Source organism: Mycobacterium sp. E2989 (assembly GCF_001667595.1).
GTDB lineage: Bacteria > Actinomycetota > Actinomycetes > Mycobacteriales > Mycobacteriaceae > Mycobacterium.
In genome coordinates this window covers 1-26,280 of sequence record NZ_LZJX01000126.1, presented here as the reverse complement: position 1 = coordinate 26,280, position 26,280 = coordinate 1, and the positions used below count along the sequence as shown (strand labels likewise).

Genomic DNA, 26,280 nt, shown 5'->3' with positions numbered 1-26,280 from the left:
GCCCTGCATGACGACGAGTTCGACCGACGCCGTGCCCAACCCCCATGCCACGGCCGAGCAGGTGGAGGCGGCCAGGCACGACAGCAAGCTGGCCCAGGTGCTCTACCACGATTGGGAAGCCGAGTCCTACGACGAGAAGTGGTCGATCTCGTATGACCAGCGCTGCGTGGATTATGCCCGGGACTGCTTCGACGCGATCGTGCCCGACGAGGTCCTGCGCGAGCTGCCCTACGACCGGGCCCTCGAATTGGGCTGCGGCACCGGCTTTTTCCTGCTCAACCTGATCCAGTCCGGGGTGGCCCGGCGCGGGTCGGTCACCGACCTGTCACCCGGGATGGTCAAGGTCGCCACCCGCAACGGCCAGTCGCTGGGACTGGACATCGACGGCCGGGTCGCGGACGCCGAGGGAATTCCTTACGCCGACAACACCTTTGACCTGGTGGTCGGGCACGCCGTGCTGCACCACATCCCCGACGTCGAGCTCGCGCTGCGGGAGGTGGTCCGGGTGCTGCGGCCCGGCGGCCGGTTCGTGTTCGCCGGCGAGCCGACCACGGTCGGCGACACCTACGCCCGCACGTTGTCCACCCTGACCTGGCGCGTCGCGACGAACGTCACCAAGCTGCCCGGTCTGGACGGCTGGCGGCGGCCGCAGGCCGAGCTCGACGAATCCTCGCGCGCCGCGGCGCTGGAGGCCGTCGTCGACCTGCACACGTTCACGCCGGGCGACCTGGAGCGGTTGGCCGGCAACGCCGGTGCGACCGAAGTGCAAACGGCCACCGTGGAATTCACCGCCGCCATGCTGGGCTGGCCGCTGCGCACGTTCGAATGCGCGGTGCCGCCGGGGCGACTGGGCTGGGGCTGGGCGAAGTTCGCGTTCAACAGCTGGAAGGCGCTGAGTTGGCTGGACGCCAACGTCATGCGGCACCTGGCGCCGAAGGGCTGGTTCTACAACGTGATGATCACCGGGGTCAAGCCCTCCTGAGTGACGGCCTGGTTTTCGGCGCCGAGGACGTCCGTTATCTGCGGTCGCAACCGGGTGCCGCCGCGCTGGCCGCCGTCTCCGCACTCGCGCTGACCGACGCGACCCGGGTCGCCGACATAGCCGCCACGCGAGCCCGCTTCGGCGACCGGACGGCCGTGTTGGTGGAGACGACGCTGCTGCGCCGCCGCGCCGCCGAGAAGCTCGGTGAGCTGGGCGCCGAGGTCTCGAATTGGTTGTTCACCGACGAGGCGCTGCAGCAGGCGACCGCGGCCCCGGTGGCGATGCATCGGGCCCGCCGGCTCGCCGAGGCCGGTGTCGTCGTGCACGACGCGACCTGTTCGATCGGCACCGAGTTGGCCGCACTGCGGTGCGCCGGCGTTCGTGCGGTGGGCAGCGACCTCGACTGGGTCCGGCTGGCGATGGCGCGGCACAACCTGGGGGAGGCGGCCCCGCTCTGCCGCGCCGACGCGCTGGCGCCGGTGACCCGCGGCACCGCGGTGCTCGTAGACCCGGCGCGCCGTGCCGGCGGGCGGCGCCGCTTCCGCATCGACGACTACCGGCCGGGCCTGGGCGCCTTGGTCGACACCTACCGAAGCCGCGACCTCGTCGTAAAATGTTCTCCCGGAATAGATTTCGAAGAAGTGGACCGCCTCGGCTTCGACGGCGAGATCGAGGTGACATCCCATCGCGGCTCGGTGCGGGAAGCGTGCCTGTGGTCGGCCGGACTGGCGCAGCGGGGCGTCCGCCGGCGGGCAACGGTCCTCGATCGCGGCGAGCAGATCACCGACACCGACTCCGACGACTGCCCGGTGCGACCGGTGGGGCGATGGATCGTCGACCCCGACGGCGCGGTGGTTCGGGCGGGGCTGGTGCGCCACTACGGCGCGCGCCACGGGCTGTGGCAACTCGACCCCGACATCGCCTACCTGTCGGGCGATGAGCTGCCGCCCGGGGTCCGGGGCTTCGAGGTGCTCGAGCAACTGGCGTTCGACGAGCGGCGGCTGCGCCAGGCGTTGTCGGCGCTGGACTGCGGGACGCTGGAGGTTCTGGTGCGTGGCGTGCCGGTCGACCCCGACGCGCTGCGGCGCCGGATGCGGCTGCGCGGTGGCCGGGCCCTGTCGGTGGTCATCACCCGCATCGGGCCGCGGGCCGGCGGCCGCGCGGCGGCGTTCGTCTGCCGTCCCTCGCGATAGCGCCCGGTAGGCTGGTGCGACGCTCTGCCAGGCGTCCAGCCCCGCCTAACCTGCAAGGACAACGGAAGAATGCGTTTTCTGATAGCGGCCGTGGTGCTCGCATCGGCGGCCCTGTTGGGTTGGCCGGCGGCCGCCGCGCCACCGTCGTGTGCCGGCGTCGGCGGCACCCTCGAGGACGGTCAGATGTGCCGCGTGCGCGCCACCGGTCCCACCTACACGCTCAACCTGGCGTTTCCCGCCGACTATCCCGACGAGCAGGCGCTGATCGACTACGTCACGCAGAACCGGGACGGTTTCGTCAACGTCGCCCAGAGTTCCGGGTCGCGCGATCAGCCCTACCAGCTGGAGGCCACCACCGAGCAACGCAGTTCCGGCCAGCCGCCGCACAACACCCGCAGCGTGGTGCTCAAGTTCTTCCAGGACCTCGGCGGGGCGCACCCGTCGATCTGGTACAAGGCGTTCAACTACAACCTCGGCACGAAGCAGCCCATCACCTTCGACACCTTGTTCGCGCCGGGCACCACGCCGCTGGACAGCGTCTTTCCGATCGTGCAGCGCGACCTTGAACACCAAACCCCGTTGGGCGCAGCGATTCTGCCGTCGACCGGGCACGACCCGACGCACTATCAAAACTTCGCCATCACCGACGACGAGCTGATCTTCTACTTCGCGCCCGGTGAGATCCTGCCGGCCTTTGCCGGGCCGGTTCAGGCGCGGGTGCCGCGCAACGCCGTCCCGCCGCTGGCGGTCTAAACCGGGCCGGCCAACGTCTCCATCGCCGCGGCGCCGACCGCCAGCGCCACCTGCGCGACGCAGCCGAGCAGCGGGACGAAGAAGGCGGTCCGGCGCTTGGCCAGGCGGCGGATCGCGACGACCAGCGCAATGACGACGAGGACGACGCCGCCGCCGATCCCCAACACCATCGCGCGGTCGATCCACGCCGGGTCGCCGCACTTTTGGGTGCCGCACGGGTCGGTGCCCATGACGAACAGGCCCAGTAGGCCAACGGTGACCGCGACCAGGAAAGCCTGGGTGGCGAGCAGCAGCACGGTGGCGATGCGGTCGGCCGTCGGATTGCGCTGCCCCTTTTGGGAGTAGGCGTTGATGGCGGCCTGCATCTCGTCGTCGTCGGTGGGCATGGGCCCAGTATGGCCGCCCCTACTCGGGCGCGAAGCCGTAGACCTGGCCGTCGCTGGTCGCGGCCACCACGCGGCGGTCGGCGCCGACCGCGATCCCGACGGGATAGCCGGTGGCCGCCGGAAGGGGATAGCTGCCCTGGGTGTGGCCCGTGCCGGGGTCGAACACCAGTAGGGACATGCCGGGTGCGCCGTTCGCCGCCGGGCCGCTGACCACGCTGTAGCCGACGCCCGCACCGGCCAGGCTCGACGACGACAGCGGGACGACGTCGTCGCGCCGCCACGCCGCATCGGCGTGATCGCCCGCGTCCTTGAACGCGGCCAACCGGGTGTCGGGGCCGCCGCCCGACACGACGAGGCCCTCGGGCGTGACCGCGGGCGGCGTCTGCGCCAGAAATCCCAGCGGCACCGACCACTTCACTTTCCCGTCGGCGGCATGCAGCGCCCACAGTCGTTCGTCGCGGCCGTTGACGTAGACGGTCGACCCGTCGGCGGACAACACCGGGCTGGCGATGACACCGCCGGCGACGGCGTCGCTGGTCCACTCCCGCGACAGCAGCGGCGTCTGGCCGGGGTGATACTTCAGCCCGACCAGCCCGGCGGTCGGCGCGCCCGGCTGCCACACGCCCAGCACCGCCATCTGGCTGGCCGCGGAGAAGGCCGGCGCGGCGGCCACCGGGCAGCCCTGCCGGGCCGGCGCGCAATCCGCCAGGCCCCGCGTCGCGTCGGTGGGATCGACGCCCTCCACCAGATCCATCGGGCTGCCGGCCACCGCGCCGCGGTGCGCCTCGAAGACCAGCACCTGGCCCAGGTGCGTCGCGGCGAGCAGCTGCCCGTGACCGAGAAACCTTGGCGTCAAAGGCATTCCGATCACCGGCTGTCGCCAGCGCGTCCACTGCGTGACCGGGAAGGAGAGGAAGGCGCCCGGCTGACCGACGTAGACGTTGTCGAACCCGTCGAACAGGGGACCCGCGAAGCCGCCGCCCTGGAACAGCCGCACGCACCAGCGCTGCCGGCCGTTGTTGTCGTTCTCCCATTCCATCAGCGAGCACCCGGCCGGGGTCTGCGCGTTGAGGGCCAGGTAGCCGCGCGCGCTGAGCGCCGGGCCCGCCGCCAGGCTGCCCTTGACCGAGCGCGCCCACCGCAACGACAGCTTGGTGGCGCCGCCGGTGGGCGTGTAGCTGCTGTTGGCCGCGTCGGCGTATTGCGCGGGCCAGCCCTGCGACGGCGCCGCGTCCACCCACGAATCGGTGTTGCCGCAACCGGCGAGCCCGCCGGACAGCGCGGCCGCGAACACCACAGACGACCAGCGCCGAAGTTGTCGGGCAAGCACCTCGAAGTCCAAATCCTTCCGCGCCGCGGGCAGCGATCGAGTACAGGTGAGGGTAACCCGTGGCGGTTCGCGTGCCGGTGATTGCCCGCGTTAGGCTGTCCGGCTGTGACGAGCATGTGGGGTGCACCGGTCCACCGCCGCTGGCGTGGATCGAACCTGCGGGACCCGCGCCAGGCCAAGTTCCTCACGCTGGCCTCGCTGAAATGGGTGCTGCGCAACCGCGCGTACACGCCGTGGTACCTGGTGCGCTACTGGCGGCTGCTCAAGTTCAAGCTCGCCAACCCGCACATCATCACCCGCGGGATGGTGTTCTTGGGCAAGGGCGTGGAGATCCACGCGACGCCCGAACTGGCGCAGCTGGAGATCGGCCGGTGGGTGCACATCGGCGACAAGAACACCATCCGTGCCCACGAAGGCTCGCTGCGGTTCGGCGACAAGGTGGTGTTGGGCCGCGACAACGTCATCAACGCCTACCTCGACATCGAGCTCGGCGACTCGGTGCTGATGGCCGACTGGTGCTACGTCTGCGACTTCGATCACCGCATGGACAACATCAACCTGCCGATCAAAGACCAGGGCATCGTGAAGTCGCCGGTGCGGATCGGGCCGGACACCTGGGTGGGGGTGAAGGTGACGGTGCTGCGCGGCACGGCGATCGGCCGGGGCTGCGTGCTGGGCTCACACGCGGTGGTCCGCGGGGTCATCCCCGACTACTCGATCGCGGTCGGTGCGCCGGCCAAGGTGGTCAAGAACCGTCAGCTGGCCTGGGAGAGTTCGGCCGCGCAGCGGGCCGAGCTGGCGGCGGCGCTGGCCGACATCGAGCGAAAGAAGGCCGCTCGCTAGTTGTGACCTGCGGCCAGCACCGCTAGCTCGCGGGTTCGGGGTGGTCGTCCACCTTGAAGTCGAAGTTGACGTCGCCCGCGTCCACGTCGGTGACAGTCACCGCGATGCCGTATTTGTCGGTGCCGTCGACGAGTTGGCACCGCAGCGTCGCGCCCTGAACGCCCTTCAGGTTGTCGGGGCAGGTCACCGAGTCGGGCTTCCTGCCGACCTGCTGGGCCAGCTTGTTGCTGATGATGCTGGCGACCTGGTTCTTGTCGACCGTCTCGACCATGTCGAACTTGACGTCGCTGCCGTTCACGCTCGTCACGGTCACATTGACGTTGAACGTCTGGTTCTTGACCTTCATCTCGCAATTCAGTTGCGCCCCAACCTTGGCGGGCAGATCATTCGGGCAGTTCACCGAATCGGGCTTGTTGCCCGCGGCGTCGGTCAACTTCGAGGTGATCTGGCCCGCGACATCGCTCTTGCTGACCGAGTGCGAGGAGCCGACGGAGCACGAACAGGCGTTCACGCCCGCCAGCAATCCCGCTGCGGCACCGGAGATCAGCAACGTCCGAACGATGGGGTGTGACATCAGCGCCTCCCGAGCGGCTCAACAACGACGAATCGGCTGATAATCGCACGCAAAAACGGCTTCGCGTAGGCGATTGAGCAAACATTCACGCAAGCGACAATTCGCCGCGGAGCCGCGATCAGATGCTCTGGTAGCGACGCAGCGCTTCGGCGCGCTCGGCGCCGTGATCGACGATCGGAAGCGGGTAGCCCGCCGGCCGTTCGCTTTTGCGCAGGTGCGCATCGTCGACCGAGCGCAACTCGGGCACCCAGCGCCGGATGTACTCCCCGGACGGGTCGAACTTCTCGCCCTGGGTGGTCGGGTTGAACACCCGAAAGTACGGCGCCGCATCGGTGCCGCAGCCCGCGCACCACTGCCACCCGTGCTGATTGTTGGCCATGTCGCCGTCGACGAGCTGATCGAGGAACCACTCGGCACCCCATTGCCACGGCAGGTGCAGGTCCTTGACCAGAAACGATGCGACGATCATCCGCACCCGGTTGTGCATGTAGCCGGTCTCGCGCAGTTGACGCATCCCGGCGTCGACCAGTGGAAACCCGGTTTCGCCGGCCTTCCACGACTCGAAGCGGCGTGTCGCTTCGGCGTCGGTGTCGGTGCGGATTCCGTCGAACTGCCGGTTCCAATTGCGCCAGGCGCTGGCCGGCCAGTGATGCAGCACGTCGGCGTAGAAGTCGCGAAACGCCAACTCGCGCAGGTAAGCCTGGGCGCCGCCGTGACGAAGGTCGAGATCGGCGACCATGGTGCGCGGATGGATGGTGCCGAACTTCAGGTACGCCGACATCCGGCTGGTGCCGTGCAAGTCGGGCCGGTTGCGGTCCTCGTCATAGTGCTGCAATCCGTTGGCCACGAATGACTTCCACTGCTTGAGGGCCGCGGCCTCCCCGGCGGCCACGTCGAGCGCGGTGCCCGGATCGGGGATTTCGCATCGCTTGATCCGCAGTTGCGCCGGATCGAGCCAGCGCGCGGACTCGGCGCTCGTCTTGGCCGGTGCCCGCCAGCCGAATTCGCGCCATTGGCGCAGAAACGGGGTGAACACCTGATAGGGCGTGCCGTCCTTCTTGGTGACCCGGCCCGGTGACACGAGGTACGGCGATCCCGTTGCTATCAGGGGCACGGAATCCAGCGCCGCACGCACCCGTTCGTCACGGCGCTTACCGTACGGCGCGAAGTCTTCGGAAACGTGCACCGCCGACGCGCCGATCTCCGCGGCGATGCGCGGGATCAGCTCGTCGGGCCGGCCGCGTGCCACCAGTAACCGGCCGTCGAGGTCGTCGCGCAGTTGGCGCAGCGAGTCGCCCAGGAACTTCAGGCGGCGCCGGCCCGACGACGCCTCGAGCCTGGGGTCGAGCACGAAGCAGGCGAGCGTTTCCCCGTCGCCGGCCGCGGCGTTGAGCGCCGGATGGTCACCCAACCGCAAGTCGCGACGAAACCATAGGAGCGTCGGCATGATTCAGCGGTTGAGTCGCCAAATGTGGGTGGCCAGGACGGTGGCGAACGAACACCAGAGCGGGTACGCCGACAGGGCCAGCCCGGTCCGCGGGTCGGCCTGCGCGGCCCGGCGCGCAAGGTCGGCGCTGCTGGCCGTCAGCACGGCCGCACCGACCGCCGAGGCGCCCAGTTTGTGGAATCGGAAGAAGAGCCAACTCCATGAGGCGTTCAGGATGAGGTTCACCCCGAGCGCGGTCGCGTAGCGGCGCGCCTTGTCGTGTTGGCCCGACGCCCGAAACGCGTCGATGGTTTCCGCGGAGGTGACCGCGATGTCGCCGTAGAGGGTGGTCCACGCCACGGGGAAGGCGGCGCTGGGGGGCTGGTACGGCGGCTTGCGCAGCCGCGCATACCAGGTGGAGACGCTGGTCGGGCTGGCGATGCTTCCCGATACGGCGGCGGCGGCGACGGCGAGACCCGTCGCCGCCAAAGTTGACCTGTTCACGCGGTGCTCCGTTCGTGTCGGTTGATTTGTGGTGCAAGGACTTTGGCGGGTTGTGGTTGGCTGGGCCACCAGATGCGATCACCGATGAGGGCGAACAGCGCGGGAATCACCAGCGTGCGGACCACGAAGGTGTCCAGCAGGATGCCCAGGCCGACGATGATCCCCAGCTGGGTCAGTACGATCAACGGCAGCACGCCGAGCACGCAGAAGACGGCCGCCAAAACGATTCCCGCACTGGTGATGACGCCACCGGTGGCCGATACCGCGGCGACCATGCCGGCGCGGGCACCGCGCTGTGCGGACTCCTCGCGGGCGCGGGTGACCAGAAAAATGGTGTAGTCCACGCCGAGGGCGGCCAGGAACAGGAAGGCGAACAAGGGCGTGCTGTTGTCCAGCGCCGGAAAACCGAAGACGTGGCTGCTGGCCCAGCCGCCCATGCCGAGCGCGGCCAGCGCGCCGAGGATGGTCGCGGCGAGCAGCGTGGGGGGAGCGAGCGCCGACCGCAGCAGGACGTAGAGGACGACCAGGATGACCGCGAGGATCGCCGGGATGAGCAGGTGCCGGTCATGAGTGGCCGCGTCGCGGACGTCGAGCGCCTGCGCATCGGCCCCGCCGACCAGCGCCGCGGGGCTGGCGGACTTCGTCGTATCACGCAGCGCGGCAATGATTGTGAACGCACGCTCGGAGGACGGCGGCGCGTCGATCACCACTGACCACCTGGTCAGCCCGGACGACGAGCGGCCCGACTCGGTCACCGACACCACGCCCGGGGTCGACGCGATGGCCTGCGGCACCGGCGAGGCGTCGGGGGCTATCACCACCGTGGGGTTGGCCAGGCCCGCCGGAAAATGCGCTGCCACAACCTCATAGCCGGTCACCGAGTCGGCGTGAACCCGGAACTGTTCGGTCTGCGACAGGCCGATCCGGGTGCCCAGCAGGCCGGTGGCCAGCGCCGCCAGGCCCGCGATGGCGACCGTCGCGACGAGCGCCGGTCGCCGGTTCACCCACTCGCCGACGCGTTGCCAGGCGCCGGAATCCGGGGCCGGGCTATCCTCGGCGCGCGGAACGAAGGGCCAGAACAATCGCCGGCCGCACAGCGCGAGCAACGGCGGCAGGATCACCAGCGCGGACACCGCGGCGACCACCAGCCCGCACGCCGCCAGCGCGCCCAGGCTGCGCGTGCTGGGCGTCGAGGCGAACAGCAGGGTGAGCAACGCCAGCACCACGGTGGCGTTGCTGGCGACGATCGCCGGCCCGGCCATCCGCACCGCGCGGCGCAGGGCGTCTCGATGCGCGTCGTGGCGTCGCAGCTCCTGCCGGTACCGGGAGATCAGCAGCAGCGCATAGTTCGTGCCCGCCCCGAAGACCAGCACGCTGGTGATCCCGGACGTGGCGCCGTCGAAACTGAGACCGGTCAGCGGCGCCACGGCGGTGCCCACCGCGGCCGCGACCCGGTCGGCGAACCCGACCACCAGCAGCGGCAGCAGCCACAGCACCGGTGAGCGGTACGTGGCGATCAGCAGCAGGGCCACCACCGACGCCGTCACCGCGAGCAGGGTCACGTTGGCGTTGGTGAACGCGCTGGCGATGTCGGCGCCGAACGCCGGGCCGCCGGTGACGTGGGCGCGCAGCTCCGCCGGCAGGCCGGTGGCCGCGGCCTTGCGCAGGTTCGCGACCGCGTCGCCGAGCGCGAGCCCCGACAGGTCGGCGCAGACGCGCACCACCCCGATGGCGGCCTTGCCATCGGCGGATACCTGCGCCGGTGCGGGGGCGTCGCCCGGCTGCGCGGCGGCCTGCACGCGATCGCGGGCCGCTTGGGCGGCGGCGACGTCGGCCGGGCGGAGTGCGGCGCCGTCGGCGCGGCTGACCACCACGATCAGTGGCAGCCGGTCCCCACCGGGGAATTGGCGGGCCATCGCGTCGACCCGGGCCGAATCCGAGCTGGTCGGCACCGACAGCGGGGCCTGGCCGGCCGCGGCGTTCGCGCCGACCAGGACGATGAAGACGATGCCCGCGAGCGCGGCGCCCAGCGCGAACAGCCACGAGCGCCGTCCGGTTACGGCCGCGGCGACGCCATCCCACACCATGAGAGAAGTCTTTCAGTGTGTTAAACATTAATCAACTGAAATTTCGCATCGCCGCGCATAAGCTGGGCGGTACGCAACAAGGGGCACTATGGACATTATGGACGCGAGGGGGCGCGGGTGAGCCGCGCCGAGGTGCCGGCCGTGACGTCCGAGCCGGCGCCGATGACCACTCGCAAGCGGCGGCACATCGATGTCTGCCTCGGCGAGCAGGTGAACTATGAGCACGTCAGCACCGGGTTGGAGCGCTACCAACTGCCCTACAACGCGCTGACCCAGACCAGCCTCGGGGACATCGACCTGTCGACGAAGTTTCTCGGTGGAAACCTGCGGGCCCCGCTTCTGATCGGTGCGATGACCGGCGGTGCCGAGCTGTCCGGGACGATCAACCGGAATCTGGCGGCGGCCGCTCAGCAACTCGGCATCGGGATGATGCTCGGCTCGCAACGAATCATGCTGGACAGCGCGATGGGGGAGCGGGCCGCGGCCAGTTTCGCGGTTCGCGACGTCGCCCCCGATGTCTTGTTGTTCGGCAACATCGGCCTGGCCCAGCTGACCAAGGACGTCGTGCCCGATCTCGCCAAGGCCCTCGACCGGGTGGGCGCCGATGCGCTTGCGGTGCACACCAATCCGCTGCAGGAGGCGATGCAGCGCAACGGTGACACCGACTTCTCCGGATCGCTGGACAGGCTACGGGATGCGGCCGACGCGATCGACTGCCCGGTGCTGCTCAAGGAGGTCGGTCACGGGATCGGCGGCGCGGCCGCCGCGGAACTCGTTGGGGCCGACGGGGACCTGCCGGTTTCCGCCATCGACGTCGCGGGCGCCGGCGGAACCTCGTGGTCACGCGTCGAGCAGTTCGTCCGCTACGGCGAGCTTCGTTACCCGCACCTGGCCGATTGGGGCATTCCGACCGCGCGGGCGATCGTCGAGGTACGTGAGGTGCTGCCGGACATCGGATTGGTGGCTTCCGGCGGCATTCGCACCGGCATGGACGCGGCCAAGGCGATCGCCCTGGGCGCCGACGTCGTCGCCGTGGCTCGACCGCTGCTGCCCGCGGCGATCGAATCCGCTGGGGCAGTGGTCGATTGGCTGCAGCCGTTCATCGACGAGCTTCGGGTCTGTCTGCACGGCTGTGGTGCCGCGAGCCTTTCGGGGCTGCGCTCCGTCGACCTCACGCCCGCGCCGTCGCCCTGACATGGCGGTGATACTGGCCTACGGCTCGCCGGCCCTGGGTCACCTGCTGCCGGTCGGCGCGCTGCTGGCCGAGCTGGCCGGCCGTGGTCACCAGGTTCACGCGCGCACCATGTCGGCGGGCGTGCCGACGCTGTGCGCCGTCGGCGTCCACGCCGGTCCGGTCGACCCGGACATCGAGGCGATCGTCAGCGAAGACTGGAGGGCGCGAAACGCGCTGGGGGTGTTGAAGTTAACGATCGACGTGCTCTGCCGTCGTGCGGTGCTCGAAGTCCAGGATTTGCGGCGCGCGGTGGATGCGGTCCGACCCGATGTCATCATCGTGGACGCGAACTGCTGGGGGGCGATGTCGGCCGCCGACGCCGGCGACATCCCGTGGTTGGTCTTCTCGCCGTTCACGCCGTACCTGCGGTCTCGCGGCGTGCCGCCCTTCGGTCCGGGGCTGCGCCCGCTGCCGGGCCTGCTCGGCGACGCGCGGGACGCCTCCGTGCGGCCGATCGTGCGGCATCTGTTCGACCGGCCGATGTTGCCGCGGGTCAACGTCATTCGCGCCGAGCTGGGGCTGCCGCCCGTCGCGTCGGTCGACGGCTTCCTGCGGCGAGCGCCGCTGCTACTGGCCGTCGGCGGCGAGCCCTTCGAGTACCGGCATCCCGGCTGGGCCGGGTTGGTTCACCACATCGGCGCGTGCGCATTCGAACCCGCGGAGGCCGTCACGCCGGATTGGGTGAGTGCCATCGAGCGGCCGGTGGTGCTGGTGAACACCTCGTCGATCAGACAGTCCGACGCCGAGCTGGGACGAATTGCGTTGCGCGCGTTGGCCGATGAGCCCGTCCACGTGGTGGCGACCTTCCCGGCGGGCATTCCCCCGGATCTGCCGCGACCATCCAACGCGACCATATGCCGCTTCGTCCCGCACGGTGCGGTACTGCAGCGGGCCGGCTGCGCCATCACCCACGGCGGGATGGGAACGACGCTGAAGGCCCTCGACCGCGGCGTGCCCGTCTGCGTCGTGCCGTTCGCGCGGGACCAGGCCGAAGTCGCCCGCCGGGTGGAAGTCGCTCGCTGCGGCACCCGCCTGACGGCCAAACGTCTCAGCCCGGCGCGGTTGACAGCGAAGGTGCGCGCGGCGATGACGATGCGGGACGGCGCGCGGCGAGTGGCCGAAGGATTCGCCGCAACCGGGGGTGTTGCCCGCGGGGCCGACCTGATCGAGCAGCGGGTGCTGGGGCCCGCAGCCCGGCGGCCGGTGCGCTAGGCCGGGCGATCGCCGGTCTTGGACACGGCACGGCGCCTGGTTTTGGCCGGTTTGGTGTCGTTCTCGGGCGGCTTGCGGGCCGCTCCGCCGAGTTGCTCCTCGAAGGTGACCATCGCCTCCGTCATCGCCGTGAAAACCCGGTGCGCCGCGAGCAGATCGCGGTCGGGCACGTCGGCGAGGGCCTTGTGCAATTCCGCCCCGAGCGGGGTGAAAAACGAGCGGGCCAACGCCATGCCCGGTTCCTCGTAGCGCAGCAGTGTCTTGCGCCGGTCGGTGGGATCGGGTTCGCGCCGGAGGTGGCCGGAGTCGATCATCCGGTCCACCAGATAGGTGATGGCCGCGGGCGACACGTCCAGGCGCTGTCGCAGCTGCGCCGGCGTCATCGGTGTTCCGGCCGTTTCGGCAACCATGATGTGCAGCAAGGCGTGTAAGTCGGTGCCGCCGACGTCGTTTTGACGGGCGAAGTGCCGGCCGATGCGGTCCGAGTGCGCCGTGAGTGCGCGCATGTCGGCCGACATCAATTTCTCGAGTTCGGCTCGGTTCATTCGCCGATCGACGGCGCCGCGCTTGGTCACTTATCGGTGTCCTTCTTGCGAGATACGCCGACTAGCGTATCGGCGATCGCTACGCGCGACCCACGTACCCCGGCAAGTGTCTCGCATTTTCTGCCCGATCGGCCGGTGATTCGCCGAGCGGGTTACTCCTTCGTCGGGTCGTGGCCCCAATTCATCAGCGAGTACCGCCAAGCGCTCTCGTCGACATCGCCCGTGGGGCGTTGCGCCAAATGGCGCTTGGCATAACCGACCACCTTGCGCATATGCGCGAAATCGTCGCCGGTGAGATCGCTCCGCTTGGCCCTGAGTATGTCGACAATGCGCCGACCGCTGGCGTGACCGGTCGACTCGTCGCCGCCCCGCTTTTGGCCCACACTTCGCGACTGCTCGGTGGCAAGCCAGTGCTCCAGTTCGGTCGGGGTCATGTTGACCGTTTCCCGGAAGCGATCCCAGGTGGTTGCCTCGTCATCGTCTGCCATCATCCATCGCCTGTTCGGTTCAGTCCGCGGGGCGCAACGCGCTCGGCTTGTGCACCGCGTCCGCGCCGGTCTTGTCGCTGCGAACCTTGTACTGAGGTTCGTCTTTGGACGCGCGCACGGTGCGTCCGGCGGCCTCGGTGTCCGAGGTGATCTCGCCTTCGACCGTTCCCCGCACGGTGCTGCCGTGGCTCTTCCACTCGACCTTGTCGCCCTTGTGAAACTTCCGGTCACTCATGTCGCTTCTCCGTTCATCAATGCGCCGTGGCCGTGACGTCGCGTGCGATGCCGCCGAACACCACATCGCGGTAGGGTGCCGATGCGTTCCAAAAAAGCTGTCCCGCAAGTCCATACGGCTGGAACAACGCCCGCTGGCGGTACAGCGAGCCGCCTCTGTCGTCCGGTGTCGCGGACAGCTCCAGCCATAATCGCCCCGGTAGCGGGATGTCGGCGCGCAGCCGAAGCCGCCGGGGCGCGTCGATGCGCTCCACGCGCCACCAATCCAGGGCCTCGCCTTCATGCAGCTCCTGCCCGTCGAGGGGGTGGCGCCGCGGCCGGACCATGCGCAGCGCCCCGTTGATCCAGCCGCGCAGCGGCCATTCCAACGGGAGCGCCGACCAGTTGCGCTGAGCGACGGCGGTTTGGATGGCCCGCCAAAGCGTTTCGGCATCGGTGCGGCCATCGCGTTGGCGCAGATCCTCATACAGCGACCCACCCGCCCACTCCGGGTCGGTGGGCAGCGGCTGCGAAGGCGCGCCGTTCGCGTCGCCGCGGGACCACCGGGTGCGCAGGTCCTTTTCGCGCACGTGCGCCAGCGCGAGTTCGACGGCCTCCTCGTAGTGCGTCAGCCCGCCGTCGGGATCGGGTATGTAGCGGGCGATGTCGTGGTCGGCGCACACCACGTCGTTTTCCAGCGACTCCATCAGCGACACGGCCAGCTGGCGGGGCAGGGGAGTGAGCAGGTCCACCCAGGGCGCCGACAGCCGCGGGGTCAGCAACGGCACCGGCACCGCGGGGCGCCTGGGCAACCCCGCGATCACGGCGTACTTGCGGATCATTTCGGTGTAGGTGAAGCGGTCGGGCCCGCCGATGTCGAATGGCCGGTTGACCTCGGCGGGCAGTTCCGCCGCGCGCACCAGGTAGTAGAGCACGTCGTGGACGGCGATGGGTTGGACGCGGGTGCGCAACCAGCGCGGCGCGACGATGACCGGCAGCCGCTCGGTGAGGTACCGCAGCATCTCGAAGCTGGCCGAGCCCGCCCCGATGACGGCGGCGGCGCGCAATTCGACGGCGGGCACACCCGAAGCCAGGAACAGCTCGCCCACCTGCGCGCGAGACGCCAGATGATCGGACAGCTCCTGCCCGTCGGGCGTGATGCCCCCGACATAGACGATGCGCGACAGGCCCGCCTGGGCCGCGCACTCGGCGACGTTGCGGGCGGCGCGCTCGTCGAAGTCGACGAAGTCGGGTCGCATCAGCGAATGCACCAGGTAGTACAGGACTTGGCGCCCCTCGAGTGCCCGCCGCACCGCGCCCGCATCGATGACGTCGCCCTGCACGACCTCCACCCGATCGAGCCAGGAAACCCCGTCGAGCTTCGCGGGGTCCCTCGCCAGAACGCGCACGCTGTGCCCGTTTTCGAGCAACCGGGGGATGAGCCGCGTGCCCAGGTATCCCGTGGCGCCGAACACGACGCAATCCATCAATTCACTCCTTCGCCGAGCGGTCGGTGGGGGCGGCGGTGTGGGCCGGGTGGCCGTGCGTGCGCCGACTCTCCTTCAGCTGCGCTTCGTAGAGGTGTCGGCGGCCGCCGGTGAGCCGGCTACGCACCAGGTGCTCGACTTCTTGGAAGCACCGGTAGTAGCCGTCGTCGTAGTCGTCGACGACCTGAAACGTCCACCGGCCCGGTAACACGTTGCGTCCGATCAATTCGTGGCTGATGTGTTGCGCCAGATCGGAGTGTCCGAGGTCGCGCAGCTGCGCGACCGCTTCGTCGAGTTGCAGGTCGGCGCGCCCGGTCAGCTGGTGGAACGAGTAAAGGTGCCCCCGGGCGCGCTCGACGGTCTCCAGAGCCTCGGTGAGCTTGCCCACCGCCCGCGCGACGGCTTCGCTTGCACCGTTGTCGCCCATGGTTCCTCCCCAATCCGTGGCTGTGGCATTCCCGCTGAAACGAGGCCCGAATCCCCCGCAATGGGCCCATTAAGTTAATTAACTTAATATTTAAGTTACTGGCAAATACGCGTTTGCGCCAGGGGCGGTCCCTCGTGAGCGCTTGTCAAGCAAGGGCTTTGCTTTGCGCGGGCGAGGGGATCAAAGCGTACGCAGCTGCTTCTTGGCGGCCCTGCGCAGCTGGATCATCCGGGCGGCGCCGACTAGCACCGTCGTGGTCGCGCCCGCGACCGCCGACAACAGGTAGCCCACACCCACCGGCAGGTTCCAATGGAAACCGAGGAAGTGCACCGTTATCGATTCGGTGTTCTGCGCGACGAAAACGAGCAGAACGATGAGGATCAACAGGCCGACGACAAGCGCCCACCACGCCGCCGCTAGTCGGGTGAAGGATCGAGATGACGGCTCGGGGGAAACGCTCGACTCAGTGCTCATGCTGGTGACTAGCCCCCAGCGGCGGCTGTCAAACCCGTTTAATCGGCCCATGGTGGGGTATGTGGCCTGCGATGACTGTGAAAGAGATGCCCCAGCGCGTCTGGCGCGGCCGGCGCAAAGTCGTGCGCCTACAGCGGGATTTGTGGCTCGCGCAGATCGCCCTGTGGCCGGCCTTGGTTCTGTCGGCCATTGTGCTGTCGGTGGGCACGTGGGCGATGTGGCGCCGCAAGTCCCGGGCGCCGCAGCCCGATGCGGTGCGCCCGCCGACGGAGTCAGGTCAGGCGAGCCCCGCGCGGACCTGATAGCGGCGTTCGGCATACGCGAGATCGTCGCGCCACAGTCTGCTTGCGGCGAGGCGCATCAGCGGCGTGATCAGCGGGGCGACGCGTGACGCACGCCGGAAGCCGGGGCGGTCCGAATGGGCGATGGTCGCCTCCAGGACGGCGGTCCGGGGATGTCCGTCGGGTCCCGAACCCATTGGCGTGGCATGTGTCTCGACGGTGCTTCCGCTTCCCTCGCCGTCCACGATGCGCATCACGATGGTGCGCGCCTCCGGGCAGCTGAACTCCGCGATGACGGGGACGCCCAGGCGGCCCATCCGGAACGTCACCGCCACCAGGAAGCGATCGGTGTGTTCGGTTGGCGTGGTGAGCACTTCGAGACGCGTGAACGAGTACGGGTGGAACCAGGCGCCATGCCACGGGTCGAGCCGATTGGCGATGATGTCGTCGGGCTCGCACACCCCCGCCATGCGGGCAACGGCGGCCAGCGTCTCGCCGGCCGGCCGGGCCGGGATCACGGGCTCCGGCAACGGGGCCTCCCCGCCGGCTTTGTCGAGTCGCACCCAGACCAGGGTCCCGTCGTCGTGGCCTGGCAGTGGGCTCCAACCGAATTCGCGGCCGTGGCCGTCCAAGGCCAGCCCATGCCATCGGCAGATCAGGGTGCCGTCGTGCACTGTCCCGGTGGCCAGATCGGCCCCCAGGTGCGGGCAACTGCGGGGGCCCACACAGAGCCGGTGGTCGCCGTCGCGCCAGGCGACGATCTCGACCCCGGCCACCCGCGCGCCGAACGGCCGCCCCGGCCGCACGTCGGCACTGCCGGCGAACGCGAACCAGTTTCCGGTGGGCCGTTGCCGGGCCCGTTCCAGCGCCCCCTCGATGATCGCGGGTTGCGCCTCCCGGTAAGTTGGGCGTTGCTCGGCCCACGGCGCGCGCGGGATCACCTGCAGGGGCCAGTCTTTGGGCCACGCGGCGGGCCGCAGCTGCTGTAGCTGTTCGCGAATATTCATCGTCGGGCGGCTCCTTCCCGGGTGGCGAGCCATCGCAGCAGGGGTGATCGGCCACGGGTGGGTACGGTGACCAACGGGTGCCCGGCCAGCCCCCATCCTCCCAGCAAATGGTTGGCGGCGCACCAACCCGTGGTGGCGGCGCGCTCCATGAGCGCCACCGGCAGGTCGATGCGGACGGCGTCGCCGGCCAACAACAGCCCGGGTTGCGGCGTTACCACCGCGGGGCGGGCCGAATAGGACCCGGGGGCGAACAGCGGGCAATCGCTGCGGTGCAGCAGCCTTTCGCAAACGATCTGCGCCGCAGCGGTTTCCGGGTACACCTTGTGCAGCTGGCGCAGCGCCGCCGCGCGCGACGGCGCGGCATCGAGGGCGTAGGAGTGCAGTTCGACCACCGATCCACGGTGCGCGCGCGCCCACTCGGCGGCTTCGCGCTCGTAACGCTCGAGCACGCTGATGTTGTCCAGCGGCTCGTGACCGGCCGTGCCCAGGAACGCCGGTCGCCGGTCCGCGACCGGGCGATCGAGCCACAACCGATGCACGGCGAACGGCGGCGCCGTGCGCAGTTGCGCGACCTGGGCGCGCCAGTCATCGGTGCCCAGCCCCGTCGATGCACCGACGACGCGCTGCAGGCCGGCCACGTCGGTGGCCAGCACCACGGCGTCGGCCTCCACGTCGTCACTCGAATCGGTCTGCACCCGGAAGGATCCCGCCGTCTCGATGTCGATGCGCGAGGCGCCGGTCCCGAGCCGGAAGCGCACGCCCCGAGCCTCGAGGTAGCGCCGCAGCGGCTGCCACAGGGCGCTGTCGTAGTTCGACGTGGGCACGTCGAAGATCAGGCCCTCGGAGGAGCCCAGGAAGTAAATGTGGAACATCGTCGCCAACTCGGCCGCCGAAAGCTTCGACGGGTCGGCGAAGAAGCTGCGCGAGAACACCTCGAACGCCAGATGCCTTGCGGCCTCGGGGAATCGGATGCTCTTCAAGAACGTTGCCGCGTCGAAGTGGTCGAGGCGATCGTAGATGTCCGGAACCGACACCGCGGCCAGCGGCGCGGCAGCCCGGGCGTCGATCGCCAGGAAGTCGCGAAGCCGGAAGGTGGGGCTGCGCGCGGCGAAGGCCACCGCGTTCCACGGCGGGGTGCGCGGCAGCCCCCGGAAGGTGTCGCGCCGGCCGGCGCCGTCGATCAGGGGGTAGTCGTCGACGGCGGTGAGCATCCGCAGCTGCGGATCGATGCGCCCGAGCAGGGCACGCAGGTTGTAGTACTGGCGGAAGAACGCGTGGAAGCCGCGGTTCATCGCCAGCGTGGCGCCATCCTGGTGCTCGGCCCAGCCGCCCACCCGGCCGCCGAGGTAGGCCTCCCGCTCGATCACCTCGACGGCGACGCCGCGTTCGGCCAGGCCGGTGGCGGCGGTCAGCCCCGCGATGCCGCCTCCCACGACGACCACCCGGGGTCGTGATGCCAGCGCGCCGGCGTCGGGCAATCCGGTTGGCGCCGACCGTGTCTCGCGCCGGCGGTCGGTGACGTTCATAGCGGGGCGTCCGCCAGGAACGTGTGCACGATGTTGGCCTCCCAGCCGGGCATCGTTTCGCTGTGCACCGCGGTGAAGCCCGCATCGGCGAGGCGCTCGCGGAATCGCGCCGCGCCGTCGAACCGCAGCACGCTGCGCCACAGGTAGCGGTACAACGTCGCGTCCCCGGTGCGCCACCGCCCGGCGGGAATGATGATGCCCCAGCACACGGCGTGCCAGATGCGGGTGGCGACCGGCGAATCGCGCACCGAGTACTCGTGCACCGCCAGGGTGGCGCCGGGCCGCAGCAGCGCCCGAAGCTTCCGCAATTGACCGTCCCGGTCGGCGAGGTTGCGGATCAGGTACGCGGCCAGGATGCCGTCGAATGGCCCGCGGATGCCGTGCTCCGCCAGCTGCTCGACGGGGGTGTGCACGAACCGCACCGACGGTGGCCAGTCCTTCGCGGCCGCGGCATCGAGCATGCCCCGCGACGCGTCGACGGCCACGATCTCGGCCTCGGGGGCGACGGCCAGCAGCGCCGCCGTCGACGCGCCGGTGCCGCACCCGGCGTCGAGCAACCGTAAGCCCCTGCCGCGGTCCGGGATTCGCAGGCGGCGCGCGGACAGCAGCAGGTGTTCGTGGTAGCCGGGGCTGGAGCCCACCAGCCGGTCGTATGCCGTCGCCCCCGCGTCGAAGGCGGCCGACAATTCACCGGGGGTGGGCCGGGCTTCACCGACGCGCACGTTGGCGTTCCCAGAGCAGTAGCACCGCGGTGGCCAGCGCGAAGCCGAACAAGAAGTCCTCGACCGGGATGTCGAACGGGAAGCGCAGGCCGGTGATCTGGCGAGGGTTGTAGCGGACGATCGGGGAGCTGAGCTTGGTCAGCCAGCCATCGACCGGAATCTGGAATCCGAGAATGATCAGCATCGACAGCCAGTAGGCCGGTCGCCGGAAGAGGCCGGTGCGCAGGACCGCCAATTCCCATGCGCAGACTGCCAATACGGCCGCGACGGCCGGCACCGTGTAGCCCAGGCCGGTCATCGGCGGTGGACCCGGTCCAGGATGGTGCTCACGGCGTTGTAGGTCAGCAGCGCGCAAATCGGGATGACGACGAAGAACAGCACCTCTTCGATCGGCACCCGGAACGGGATGTTCACGCCGGTGATGTAGGCGGCGTCGTACGTCCATACGTGTGCGGCGATGGCGATCTCGTCCCAGAGCAGGAACACCGCGGTCACCGGCGCGACCGCCTTCGCGAGCCGCCGCCACTGCCGGTAGACGCCGGGACCGAACATCTCCAGGGGCGCGGTGATCGCCAGGCATGCCGCCAGAACCAGCAGATATTGCCAGCGATCGGTCATGCGGCCCCCGGGGCATCCGAAACACCGGGCGAACTGTTGCGCGCCCGCCACGACCGTATCAGCCCCACACCGGCCACCTGGAGTCGTCGGGCCCGGCCGACCGTGGCCCGGTGGGCGAACACCGCGAAGTCGCTTTCCTCGATGCGGTCCAGGATTTCGGCGTACAGCGCCGCCGCGGTCGCCACGCAGGGCCGTGAGCGCGGGCTGAGCGTGGCGATGCCTTCCGCGGCGAAACGGTATGTGTCCCGGGCGATCTCGTGCTGGGCCGCCAGCGCCTCGCGGACCCGTGGGTCGGTACGGCGGTGCTGATGGCACCAGGTCAGCAGCTCGCGATCGACTCCGTGGGCGGCGAGTTCGTCGGCCGGCAGGTAGACCCGCTGCCGCAGCAGGTCTTCGTCGACATCGCGCAGGAAGTTGGTGAGCTGGAACGCCCGGCCCAGCGCCGCGGCATAAGGCGCGGCCTCCTCGACCGACGTGACGGTGCCGAGGACCGGAAGTACCTGCAGCCCAATGGCTTCGGCGGACCCGCGCATGTAGAGGTTGAGCGCACCGCGGTCGGGATAGTCGGTGATGGTGAGGTCCATCCGCATCGACGCCAGGAAGTCATCGAACAACTCGGTCGCGATCCGATACCGGCGGGCCGTGTGGGTGACCGCGGCGAGCACGGGATCGTCGAGATGGTCTCCGCCGGCGAAGAACTTCTCGGCCAGCTGCTGCAGGCGCGCGCCGCGAACGTCGGTGCTCAGCTGCGGGTTCAGGTCGTCGAGGATGTCGTCGGCGTACCGCGCGAACCCGTAGAGGGCGTGCACCGCCGGTCGTTGGTCGGGCGCCAGCAGGCGGGTGGCCAGAAAGAAGGTGCGGCCGTGTGCGGCATTGAGTTCCCGGCAGCGCCGGTACCCGTCGCGCAGCCGCGGATCGTCGATTCCGGCCGCGTCCAACTCGCTGCGGATCATGTCAGCCCGGCTTTCAGGTCGTGGTGCGTCGTCGTGGCCCGGCCGGCATTGGGGCCGGTGATGCGGTCGGCGGCCAGCCGGCCCGAGATCAGCGTGGTGGGCACGCCGACGCCGGGCACCGTTGACGACCCGGCGAGCACGGCGTTCTCGACGCCGCGGACCATGTTGGCCGGCCGGAATGGACCCGTCTGCCCGAAGGTGTGCGCCAGCGCGAACGGGCTGCCCGCGGCCATGCCCTGGCGCGCCCAGTCGGCCGGCGTGACGACGTCCAAAACCGTTGCGTCGTCGGCCAACCCGGGCAGCAGCCGGGCGGAGACATGCTCGATGAGGGTGTCGACGTACGGGGTGCCCACAGCGCCCCAGTCGATGGCGCCGCGATCCAGATTCGGCGCCGGGGCCAGTACGTAAAGCAGGTCGCGCCCGTCCGGGGCGAGCGTCGGGTCGCTCGCCGTGGGACGGGTGACCAACAGCGACGGATCCCGCATCGGCCGTCCATCGCGAATGATGTCGGTGAAGGTCTGATCCCAGGATTCACCGAACAGGATCGTATGGTGCGCCGCCCCGGACGCCGCGCGGCGGCAGCCCAGGTGGGCAACCACCGCCGACGGTGCCGCCCGCAGCCGCACGGGTCGGCGCGGTGTGCGTCCCAACAGTTCATAGGTCTTCGGCAACTCGGTGGTCAGGACCACCGCGTCGCAGGCGATGGGATCCGTGCGATCCGTCCGCACGGCCGTCACCCGCCCGGCGGTGCGGTCGAGCCCGGTAACCGTGGCGCCGTAGCGGAATTCGACCCCGGCGTCGGCCGCCGCCGCGGCCAACGCATCGGGCAGCGCGCGGACGCCGCCGCGCGGAAAGAACACCCCCGCGACGGTGTCCATGTAGGCGATGACCGCGTAGACGGCCAGGGCGTTTCGCGGCGCCACGCCCGCGTACAGCGACTGGAAGGTGAACACCCGCTGCAGCCGGGCGTCGCTGAGGTGGCGCTTGACCACGCGATCCCACTTGCGGAAACCGCCGATCGCGACCAGCCGTGCCAACTGCGGTGTGAGCAACGAAAACGGGGAATCGAAATTGGCGGCGATGAACCCGTCGAACTCGATCCGGTACAACCGTTTGAGCCATTCGCGCAGCCGCCGGTAGCCCGCTGCCTCACCGACGCCGGCGAACTCTTCGATGGCGGTCGTCATCCGCTCCGGATCGGTGTGCACGTCGAGCGCGCTGCCGTCGGCGAACACCGCCCGGTAGGCCGGATCGAGCGGCAGCAGCTCCAACCGGCCGGACAAGCTTTGACCCACCGCCGCCAAAGTGTCGTCGATGATGTCCGGCATCGTCAGGACCGTGGGCCCGGTGTCGATGCGGTAGCCGTCGATGTCGAGCCGCCCGGCGCGCCCGCCGGGCCAGGGCTCGCGCTCGACCACGGTGACCGTGCGGCCCCGGCCGGCCAGGTGCAATGCGGCGGACAGTCCCGCCAGGCCGGCGCCGACCACCACCACGTGCTCGCTGCGTCCTTCGATGGTCCGCATCTTTACCATGCTCCCAAATTCATCGCGCTCATTCGGCACGATCCGTACAGGCGGTCGCCATGTGGTCCAGCGCGGCCCGGACCGGCTCGTCGATCGAGGTGTCGCCGAGGTGTTCGCGGGCGGCCGCGACCCGGTCGCTGATCATCTCCTCGATCAGGTTCAGGGCCCCGGTCGCGACGATCAACGCTTTCCATCGGTCGAGCGCGTCGTCGCCAAGGATGTGGCCGTTCATCAGTTCGGTCAATTCGGCGCGGGTCGGCGGATCGGCCAGCTGGTGAGCGGTCACCACGACGCTGGTTGCCTTGCGCTCCAACAGATCTCCGGCACAGGGCTTCCCGGTGGTCGAGGGCGAGCCGAAGACGCCGAGCACGTCGTCGCGCAGCTGGAACGCCTCTCCGACGGCGGTGCCGTACCGGCCGAGCTGGGTCAGCGTCCGGTCGTCGCAATCGGACATCGTCGCGCCGATCTCCAGCGGCCGCCGCACGGTGTAGTTGCCCGACTTTCGGCGCGCCACATCCAGCACGGCCTCCAGCGTGGGCATGTGCCGAACGTCGCTCGTCAGGTCGGCGAACTGGCCCACCGCCAACTCGGTGCGCATCGTGTCGTACCGGGGCCACGCCCGGCGCAAACCCCGGGCGTCGACGCCGCTCTCGCGCAGCATCTGCTCGGACCAGATGAGGCAGAGGTCGCCCAGCAGGATGGCGGCCGATTCGCCGAACCGCCGTGACGAGCCGGATAGCCCGCGCTCGCGATGCCATTGGGCGAATTGCCGGTGCGCCGCGGGGCGGCCCCGGCGTTCGGCCGAACCGTCCATGACGTCGTCTTGCAGCAGCGCAAAGACGTGCAGCAACTCGAAACTGGCGGCGGCGCGCAACGCCGCGGCACCGGGCGCGGCGCCGCAGAGCCATCCCAGGTACACGAAGGTCGACCGCAGGCACTTGCCGCCCGAGGTGAAGTCGAGCAAGATTTCGCCGGCGGCGTCGACGCGGGTGTCGCCCAGCTCGAATCGCCGCGGCTCGAGGAAGTCGGCGAGGTGGGCGAGAACTCCCCGCCGCACGTCAGCACGCCACTCTTCGAAGGGGGCGGTGCCGGCCCATTCCGCCGGGCGGGCCGGCGACTCGTTGGCGGTTGTCAACGACAAAGCACCCATCTTGGCCACGCGCTCCCTCCCGGACGGCTGGCATTCCCAGGTTAGGACGGCCCAAACACCGCGGTCATACCCGCTGCTCGGACCGGCAAAACGGCCTCGCGGTCCGCGCTCGGGTCGCCCATCACCTTCAGTTACTTAAACATTAACTTACTGAAGTGCATGGCGCTGCGCCAGTCCTAGGGCGACCGCCGGGGGAGGCGTTTCAGGTAATTAACCATTAACCAACTGAAATTTCCCCGCGTTCGGGGATATGCTGCACACCGTTATGGACGCTGATGAGCAGCGCCGCCGACGCGACGCGCTGGAGTCGCTGATCACCGCCGATCTGCGGGAGATATCAACCGAATCAGACCAGATCGGACGGCAGTTCGCGGCATCACACCGGTTGCGGCCCAATGACTTTCGCGCGCTGATGTACGTCACGGTGGCGGAGCTCGCGGGACGTCCGATGACCTCCGGTGACCTCAGCCAGCGGATGGGCCTGTCCGGTTCGGCCATCACCTATCTGGTGGATCGGCTGATCGACTCCGGCCATATTCGTCGGGATTCCCACCCCGATGACCGCCGAAAGGTGGTCTTGCGACACGGCGAATCCGGTCTGGCCACCGCCCGGTCGTTCTTCAGTCCCCTCGGCGAACACACCCATGTTGCCCTCGAGGAGCTGCCCGACACCGATTTGGCCGCGGCGCATCGCGTGCTCGGCGCGCTGATCGACGCGATGCGCCGGTTTCAAGGGGATCTGGGCGACGCCGAGCCATGATCGTTTCGCCTGGAGCCGGGCGGTTGGGCGGTGCCTCCCGCCGGTAATCACGGCCCAATAAAGTGTCCGCGAATCCCTCGAACGGATGTGAGGGTGGTGGGGCGCGCGCAGAACCAGCCGCCACAGCCGTCGGACCAAACGCGCATGATCGGCTGGCACGTCTGAAGTCCATTTCCATCATCGTGACTTTTTTGCGTCCGCGCCCAAGGGACGACGCCGCAACCATCGGGGCCCGGCCGTCGCCGCGTTCGCGCCGAGCGACGTCGCCCGCGTCCGCCAGCCGGTCGAGCCTCCGCGCGCTCGGCCGGCCCGCCCGGCGAGTCCGGCGGTCACCGGGGCGTCCTCACGCTGTGGCTTTATCGTGTTGCCTGCGAATTCGGGTTCACGCCGAGCTGCGCGTGCACGCTGCGGCGGGCTGGCGTTGCTGGAAGGCACGCCCGGCGGGGTCCACGTTTTGAACCGTCCGGCCGCCGGGTGGGTGTTACGCGTCGGTAAACGGGCCGTCGGCCACCCGAAACGTCGCCTGGCTTAATGGCGGTCGCGTCCGCCACGTGGCGCCCCTGTCGACCCGCGAAGCCACCCGCGCATTGTTACGCTTCGGGCCATGCGCGTCGCACGGGATGTTTGCTCGGTGGTCGTGCGCTGTTGTCGTTGCTGACCCTCCCGCGCGCGGACCGGATCACTTCACCCCGGTGACGGTCGAGACGCCCATCCGCAGCTACGGGACGCATGGATCACGCTCCGCCCCGGAAGGCCATCAATGTTCAGCAGCACCAGCAGCGCCCGGCGCGGGCGGCGACTCGCCGCCCTCGCCGGTTTGATCGGGCTCGTCACCGCATGTGGAGGGGGTGCCAGCGATGCCGTGGGCGGCGGCGGACCGACGGGCGCGAACACCAAGATCACCCTGGTCGCCTACTCGGTCCCCGAACCCGGTTGGAGCAAGATCATTTCCGCGTTCAACGGCTCGGCCGAGGGCAGGGGCGTGCAGGTGGTCGCGTCGTACGCCGCCTCGGCCGACCAGTCTCGCGGCGTGGTGGAAGGCAAACCGGCCGACGTCGTGAACTTCTCGGTCGAGCCTGACATCACCCGATTGGTCAGGGCGGGCAAGGTTTCCGCGGATTGGGACAAAGACGCCAGGAAAGGCATTCCGTTCGGATCTGTGGTGACTTTGGTTGTGCGCAAGGGGAATCCGAAGAATATTCGGGATTGGGACGACTTGCTGCGGCCCGGCATCGAGGTGGTCACGCCCAGCCCGCTGAGCTCGGGTTCGGCCAAATGGAACCTGGTTGCCCCGTACGCGGCCAAGAGCGGCGGCGGGACGGATACCGCAGCCGGCATCGAATTCATCAGCAAGCTGGTTCACGAACACGTCAAGCTGCGGCCCAGTTCGGGGCGGCTGGCCACCGATGTCTTCGTGGAAGGCAGTGGCGACGTGCTGATCAGCTACGAGAACGAGGCGATCGCCGTTGAGCGGCAAGGCAAGCCGGTCGAACACGTCACCCCGTCGCAGACGTTCAAGATCGAGAACCCGCTGGCCGTCATCGCGACGAGTCAACACCTCGACGCCGCGATCGCCTTCAAG

The 26,280-nt window shown here is 69.5% G+C and carries 29 protein-coding genes; 9 read left to right on the top strand and 20 right to left on the bottom strand.

The window, feature by feature from the left end:
* Window positions 1–7: 7 nt before the first annotated feature.
* From A5680_RS22730 to A5680_RS22720, 3 genes are all read left to right on the top strand, one after another.
* Window positions 8–982, top strand: coding sequence for a class I SAM-dependent methyltransferase (locus A5680_RS22730; RefSeq protein WP_067823463.1), 975 nt, complete (start codon window positions 8–10; stop codon window positions 980–982).
* On the top strand, window positions 979–2,175 hold the full coding sequence (locus A5680_RS22725; RefSeq protein WP_197499833.1) for a class I SAM-dependent methyltransferase: 1,197 nt from the start codon (window positions 979–981) through the stop codon (window positions 2,173–2,175). Before A5680_RS22730 ends, A5680_RS22725 begins: the two co-directional genes overlap by 4 nt.
* 69 nt (window positions 2,176–2,244) lie before the next feature.
* Window positions 2,245–2,928: an esterase gene (locus A5680_RS22720; protein WP_067823456.1), complete on the top strand. Its 684-nt coding sequence runs from the start codon at window positions 2,245–2,247 to the stop codon at window positions 2,926–2,928.
* Here A5680_RS22720 and A5680_RS22715 read toward each other — a convergent pair.
* Entirely contained in the window at window positions 2,925–3,419 is a 495-nt protein-coding gene (locus A5680_RS22715) for a DUF6264 family protein (RefSeq protein ID WP_231640304.1), read from the bottom strand. The genes A5680_RS22720 and A5680_RS22715 overlap by 4 nt on opposite strands.
* On the bottom strand, window positions 3,334–4,611 hold the full coding sequence (locus A5680_RS22710) for a PQQ-binding-like beta-propeller repeat protein (RefSeq protein WP_197499832.1): 1,278 nt from the start codon (window positions 4,609–4,611) through the stop codon (window positions 3,334–3,336). The genes A5680_RS22715 and A5680_RS22710 overlap by 86 nt, the downstream gene beginning before the upstream one ends.
* Before the next feature lie 138 nt (window positions 4,612–4,749).
* On the opposite strand from A5680_RS22710, the gene A5680_RS22705 reads away from it, so the two are divergent.
* Window positions 4,750–5,487, top strand: a complete 738-nt coding sequence (locus A5680_RS22705) for an acyltransferase (protein ID WP_055403978.1) — start codon at window positions 4,750–4,752, stop codon at window positions 5,485–5,487.
* 22 nt (window positions 5,488–5,509) lie between these two features.
* On the opposite strand, the gene A5680_RS22700 is transcribed toward A5680_RS22705, so the two are convergent.
* The 4 genes from A5680_RS22700 to A5680_RS22685 form a co-directional block, all read right to left on the bottom strand.
* Complete coding sequence (locus A5680_RS22700) at window positions 5,510–6,061, bottom strand: DUF4333 domain-containing protein (protein WP_067823450.1); 552 nt, start codon at window positions 6,059–6,061, stop codon at window positions 5,510–5,512.
* 118 nt (window positions 6,062–6,179) lie between these two features.
* Window positions 6,180–7,508, bottom strand: coding sequence for a deoxyribodipyrimidine photo-lyase (locus A5680_RS22695; protein ID WP_067823447.1), 1,329 nt, complete (start codon window positions 7,506–7,508; stop codon window positions 6,180–6,182).
* 3 nt (window positions 7,509–7,511) lie between these two features.
* Window positions 7,512–7,991: a TspO/MBR family protein gene (locus A5680_RS22690; protein WP_067823444.1), complete on the bottom strand. Its 480-nt coding sequence runs from the start codon at window positions 7,989–7,991 to the stop codon at window positions 7,512–7,514.
* Window positions 7,988–10,078, bottom strand: coding sequence for an MMPL family transporter (locus A5680_RS22685; protein WP_067823441.1), 2,091 nt, complete (start codon window positions 10,076–10,078; stop codon window positions 7,988–7,990). Before A5680_RS22685 ends, A5680_RS22690 begins: the two co-directional genes overlap by 4 nt.
* A gap of 162 nt (window positions 10,079–10,240) precedes the next feature.
* On the opposite strand from A5680_RS22685, the gene fni reads away from it, so the two are divergent.
* Both fni and A5680_RS22675 read left to right on the top strand, forming a co-directional pair.
* Window positions 10,241–11,272 carry a type 2 isopentenyl-diphosphate Delta-isomerase gene (gene fni / locus A5680_RS22680; RefSeq protein WP_197281279.1) on the top strand — a complete coding sequence of 344 codons (1,032 nt, stop codon included), beginning with the start codon at window positions 10,241–10,243 and terminating at the stop codon, window positions 11,270–11,272.
* 1 nt (window position 11,273) lies between these two features.
* The gene (locus A5680_RS22675) at window positions 11,274–12,524 is read left to right on the top strand and encodes a glycosyltransferase (RefSeq protein WP_067823438.1); all 1,251 of its coding nucleotides are present in this window, start codon (window positions 11,274–11,276) and stop codon (window positions 12,522–12,524) included.
* Here A5680_RS22675 and A5680_RS22670 read toward each other — a convergent pair.
* The 6 genes from A5680_RS22670 to A5680_RS22645 form a co-directional block, all read right to left on the bottom strand.
* On the bottom strand, window positions 12,521–13,099 hold the full coding sequence (locus A5680_RS22670; RefSeq protein WP_055403972.1) for a MarR family winged helix-turn-helix transcriptional regulator: 579 nt from the start codon (window positions 13,097–13,099) through the stop codon (window positions 12,521–12,523). The two genes, A5680_RS22675 and A5680_RS22670, sit on opposite strands and share 4 nt — an antisense overlap.
* 122 nt (window positions 13,100–13,221) lie before the next feature.
* On the bottom strand, window positions 13,222–13,557 hold the full coding sequence (locus A5680_RS22665; RefSeq protein ID WP_067823651.1) for a DUF3140 domain-containing protein: 336 nt from the start codon (window positions 13,555–13,557) through the stop codon (window positions 13,222–13,224).
* 19 nt (window positions 13,558–13,576) lie between these two features.
* Window positions 13,577–13,792: a DUF2945 domain-containing protein gene (locus A5680_RS22660; protein ID WP_055403971.1), complete on the bottom strand. Its 216-nt coding sequence runs from the start codon at window positions 13,790–13,792 to the stop codon at window positions 13,577–13,579.
* A 16-nt stretch (window positions 13,793–13,808) separates the two neighbouring features.
* Window positions 13,809–15,257 carry a DUF2867 domain-containing protein gene (locus A5680_RS22655; RefSeq protein ID WP_067823648.1) on the bottom strand — a complete coding sequence of 483 codons (1,449 nt, stop codon included), beginning with the start codon at window positions 15,255–15,257 and terminating at the stop codon, window positions 13,809–13,811.
* Between the two features lie 4 nt (window positions 15,258–15,261).
* The gene (locus A5680_RS22650) at window positions 15,262–15,684 is read right to left on the bottom strand and encodes a hypothetical protein (RefSeq protein ID WP_067823435.1); all 423 of its coding nucleotides are present in this window, start codon (window positions 15,682–15,684) and stop codon (window positions 15,262–15,264) included.
* A 180-nt stretch (window positions 15,685–15,864) separates the two neighbouring features.
* Entirely contained in the window at window positions 15,865–16,158 is a 294-nt protein-coding gene (locus tag A5680_RS22645) for a lipopolysaccharide assembly LapA domain-containing protein (RefSeq protein ID WP_067823432.1), read from the bottom strand.
* A gap of 71 nt (window positions 16,159–16,229) precedes the next feature.
* Here A5680_RS22645 and A5680_RS22640 point away from each other — a divergent pair, with 71 nt between their 5' ends.
* A complete protein-coding gene (locus A5680_RS22640; protein ID WP_067823429.1) occupies window positions 16,230–16,460 on the top strand; it encodes a hypothetical protein in 231 nt (76 codons plus the stop codon).
* Here A5680_RS22640 and A5680_RS22635 read toward each other — a convergent pair.
* From A5680_RS22635 to A5680_RS22600, 8 genes are read right to left on the bottom strand one after another with little or no spacing between them, the layout of a single operon-like run.
* Window positions 16,436–17,446 carry a DUF5914 domain-containing protein gene (locus A5680_RS22635; RefSeq protein ID WP_067823426.1) on the bottom strand — a complete coding sequence of 337 codons (1,011 nt, stop codon included), beginning with the start codon at window positions 17,444–17,446 and terminating at the stop codon, window positions 16,436–16,438. The two genes, A5680_RS22640 and A5680_RS22635, sit on opposite strands and share 25 nt — an antisense overlap.
* The gene (locus A5680_RS22630) at window positions 17,443–18,972 is read right to left on the bottom strand and encodes an NAD(P)/FAD-dependent oxidoreductase (RefSeq protein ID WP_067823423.1); all 1,530 of its coding nucleotides are present in this window, start codon (window positions 18,970–18,972) and stop codon (window positions 17,443–17,445) included. The genes A5680_RS22635 and A5680_RS22630 overlap by 4 nt, the downstream gene beginning before the upstream one ends.
* Window positions 18,969–19,694 carry a class I SAM-dependent methyltransferase gene (locus tag A5680_RS22625; RefSeq protein ID WP_067823420.1) on the bottom strand — a complete coding sequence of 242 codons (726 nt, stop codon included), beginning with the start codon at window positions 19,692–19,694 and terminating at the stop codon, window positions 18,969–18,971. The genes A5680_RS22630 and A5680_RS22625 overlap by 4 nt, the downstream gene beginning before the upstream one ends.
* Window positions 19,681–19,992: a lycopene cyclase domain-containing protein gene (locus tag A5680_RS22620; protein ID WP_067823417.1), complete on the bottom strand. Its 312-nt coding sequence runs from the start codon at window positions 19,990–19,992 to the stop codon at window positions 19,681–19,683. The genes A5680_RS22625 and A5680_RS22620 overlap by 14 nt, the downstream gene beginning before the upstream one ends.
* Window positions 19,989–20,312 carry a lycopene cyclase domain-containing protein gene (locus tag A5680_RS22615; RefSeq protein WP_067823414.1) on the bottom strand — a complete coding sequence of 108 codons (324 nt, stop codon included), beginning with the start codon at window positions 20,310–20,312 and terminating at the stop codon, window positions 19,989–19,991. Before A5680_RS22615 ends, A5680_RS22620 begins: the two co-directional genes overlap by 4 nt.
* On the bottom strand, window positions 20,309–21,265 hold the full coding sequence (locus A5680_RS22610; RefSeq protein ID WP_067823411.1) for a phytoene/squalene synthase family protein: 957 nt from the start codon (window positions 21,263–21,265) through the stop codon (window positions 20,309–20,311). Before A5680_RS22610 ends, A5680_RS22615 begins: the two co-directional genes overlap by 4 nt.
* The gene (crtI, locus tag A5680_RS22605; RefSeq protein WP_067823645.1) at window positions 21,262–22,788 is read right to left on the bottom strand and encodes a phytoene desaturase family protein; all 1,527 of its coding nucleotides are present in this window, start codon (window positions 22,786–22,788) and stop codon (window positions 21,262–21,264) included. Before crtI ends, A5680_RS22610 begins: the two co-directional genes overlap by 4 nt.
* A gap of 28 nt (window positions 22,789–22,816) precedes the next feature.
* Entirely contained in the window at window positions 22,817–23,938 is a 1,122-nt protein-coding gene (locus A5680_RS22600; protein WP_067823642.1) for a polyprenyl synthetase family protein, read from the bottom strand.
* 250 nt (window positions 23,939–24,188) lie between these two features.
* On the opposite strand from A5680_RS22600, the gene A5680_RS22595 reads away from it, so the two are divergent.
* Together A5680_RS22595 and A5680_RS22590 are read left to right on the top strand one after the other, a co-directional pair.
* A complete protein-coding gene (locus A5680_RS22595; RefSeq protein WP_067823408.1) occupies window positions 24,189–24,698 on the top strand; it encodes a MarR family winged helix-turn-helix transcriptional regulator in 510 nt (169 codons plus the stop codon).
* Window positions 24,699–25,458: 760 nt separating this feature from the next.
* On the top strand, window positions 25,459–26,280 hold an 822-nt coding region (locus tag A5680_RS22590), incomplete at its 3' end, for an extracellular solute-binding protein (protein WP_067823405.1).